Annotated in this window: 3 protein-coding genes; 2 read left to right on the plus strand and 1 reads right to left on the minus strand. The window is 61.1% G+C overall.

The features are described 5' to 3' along the window. Together VF285_RS14375 and VF285_RS14380 are read left to right on the plus strand one after the other, a co-directional pair. Positions 1-618 (plus strand): alpha/beta hydrolase (locus tag VF285_RS14375; RefSeq protein WP_346953331.1); only part of this gene is annotated, 618 nt, incomplete at its 5' end. Positions 619-695: 77 nt separating this feature from the next. Then, positions 696-1457, plus strand: a complete 762-nt coding sequence (locus VF285_RS14380; RefSeq protein WP_346953332.1) for an MBL fold metallo-hydrolase — start codon at positions 696-698, stop codon at positions 1455-1457. A 178-nt stretch (positions 1458-1635) separates the two neighbouring features. Here VF285_RS14380 and VF285_RS14385 read toward each other — a convergent pair whose 3' ends face one another. Further along, positions 1636-2367 (minus strand): TIGR02391 family protein, encoded by a 732-nt coding sequence (locus VF285_RS14385; protein WP_346953333.1) that lies wholly within the window; start codon positions 2365-2367, stop codon positions 1636-1638. Between the last annotated feature and the right edge of the window lie 430 nt (positions 2368-2797).

Here is a 2797-nt window from a genome sequence, read left to right on the forward strand (position 1 = left end):
CATTCGATGGGCGGTAAGGCTGCACAGCTTGCGGCATCGCAGCGTCCGCGCGGGCTTCGGGGTCTGGTGCTAGTGGCGCCCGCACCGCCGACGCCGTTGGCGCTTCCGCTCGACGCTCGCCAGGGCATGGTGCATGCCTACGACTCGCGCGAAAGCATCGTCGCCACCTTGCAGCAAGTGCTTGCACCCGACGGCTTGTCTGACGGTGATCTGGACACGGTCATCGCGGACAGTCTGGCCGGTGCCAGCTCAGCCAAAGCGACCTGGCCACTGGCGACCAGCCAGGAAGACATTACAGCGGTGGTTCCGTTGATCGATGTGCCGGTGATCGTGATTTCCGGTGAGCACGATCGGGTCGACCCGCCCGAGGTACTGCGTCGCGAAGTGCTGCCGCGCATTCCCCAGGCCAAGCTGGTCGTGCTCCCGGGTGTCGGGCACCTGTTGCCGCTGGAGGCGCCGGCCGATCTGGCCAACGTGATCAAGGCCTTTGTGCTGGCACAGACCAGGGGCGGGTTCTTCGCACTGCCAGAGGCCCGGCAAGAGGTTGCTTTGACCCGCTGCGGTGATTGCGGCATGGCGCGCCTGACGGCCAGTACGACCGCACCCCGGCGTCCGTAATCGCGCCGCACATCGCACAAAGAAACTGCCGCCGGAGCGGCTCATTTCAACACCCTTCATTCAACGAGGACACGTCCATGGATAGCCAAGAAATCATCCAGATCCCCATCTTGCCGTTCAACATGGTCAACGCTCACCTGATCAAAACCGACGACGGCTGCATCCTCGTCGACACCGGCATTCCCGGCTCCGAACGTAAGGTCGAACGCGTGCTGCGCAAACATGGGCTGACCTTCAAGGACATCAAGCTGATCGTGGTGACCCATGCGCATACCGATCATGCCGGCAGCGCCGCACGCATTCGCGAACTGTCTGGCGCACCGATCCTGGCGCACAAGGACGACACCGATTACTACAGCCGCAAGCTGCCGATGACCTACTGCACCACCAGCTGGGTGGGCAGGCTTTTCGTCAAGACGCCGGTGCCGCACGAGTCCTACGTGGGCTTTGCGCCTGATCTGCTGATGAAAGATGCCGAGACCATCTCGCTGAAGGACTTCGGCGTCGACGGCATCGTGCACCACACCGCCGGTCACACGCCGGGCTCGATAGGTATCGAACTGGCCTCGCATGATGCGCTGGTCGGCGACCTGATTGCTTCCGGCATCCTGATCGGCGGCATTGCCTTCAATGGCCGTGCGATCCGCCCACCGTTCGAGGACGACCCGCAGACTGTCGCCCGCGAGCTCGAGCGGCTCGTCAACAGCGGTGCCAAGCGCTTCCACATGGGTCATGGCGGGCCGCTGGAGGCCCCTGAGGTGCTCCGTCACGCCAAGGTGCTGGCCAAACTGCACCCGGATCATTGTGCGTGCGGCCAGCACGCGTCGGCGCCGCAGTAAGGGAGCAACACCTCAAGGTCCGGCCACAGACCGAACCTCTCCGCGACGCGTATCGAAACGCGCGCAGGCGAAGTATCTGATCGGCAGAAAAATGAGTCCGTGCAGGGTGATTAGTAGGTGTTATCGTGGCTAGGCTCAGGCCGCTGTACACGAATTGTGCGCGGCTGACCCGGATCAACTATGCCGGTCTGCGGGCGTCTACAACTTTCAAGAGATGCGAGGCGAGGATGATCATTTCTCGCGCTTCGGGCGCCGCAATCGCTACTTTGCGGTGGGACGACGGGTTCTTGTAGCTGCCGATGGCACCGACCATGAGCTGCTGCAACGCCACCCTTTCACCAGCCTCAAGCGTCATGTCCGTCAGCGGGCCGTTCTCTGGGTGAAATGCGGCGCTCATAAGTTTCGTGCCTATGACGTCCGCCCCGTAACCACCGGCTTCCCGAACGCTCACTTCCAGGGCCTTAAATGACTCAAACACAGCCGTTTCAAATCGACCTTGTAGGAAGAAGGGGCGGGCATCCGGGTGGAGAGTCGCGTGCAACATTTCTGCAGGCAGTTCTTGGTTGCTGAGCATTGCCTCGACGCCAGCTCGGTCGGCTACCTCCCGACCAAGTTTGGTAACCCAATCCCAGGTGGGATTTGAGCCTGGATCCTGGCAGATGAGCCCGTTTACCCGAAGCCATGTCCATGCCGCAGAGATAGCTATTTCGGCTTCGTGGCGTCGGTGTACGTTGCCTTGCCAATCGTATTCTCGACCAACTTCGTTTACGTAATTGCCCAAATGGACCATGCCATGGTTGTTCTGAGCGTGCGGCCCAGTCAGTACTTCCAGCAAATAGCCGCCTAAGACGCTGGGCGGCAACTCGGTAATGGTGACTGGGTCTGGAATGAGTTGAGAGATAGTGGCCATGGCAGCGCTTGGAGAGGTTCTTGAATCGTCATCATGATGCCTTAGATCGAGCCCGGTGCCCGCGAACGGTCGGCATGAGAGTTTTCTCAAGAAGAGGGTTGGGCGATCAGTAGGTGTTATCTGAGGTAGGACAGGCGTCCGCTACCTGGCCCGAAGCTGACCCCAAGCGACGTCCGTGACCGTCCGCTTTACGACAATCAATTTGATCAGGCGAATGTCTGGAGTTGGCCGATAGCGGACATTGCGAAAACCTGTCATGACGTGTCGGGGGGAGCCACCGCATCTGTGTCGGGCGCCGCTTGCGCCAGTACCGGGCCGTCGCAGAATTTGCTTCCGGCAGGAGAAAACCGTGGCTCTTCGGCGATACGGTGCCGCAGCACCGCAATCCGTAGCCGAACGTCGCAGAGGTCAATCAACAGCGGCGCCGGCG

The sequence above is a fragment of the Castellaniella sp. genome (assembly GCF_036379515.1).
GTDB lineage: Bacteria > Pseudomonadota > Gammaproteobacteria > Burkholderiales > Burkholderiaceae_B > Castellaniella.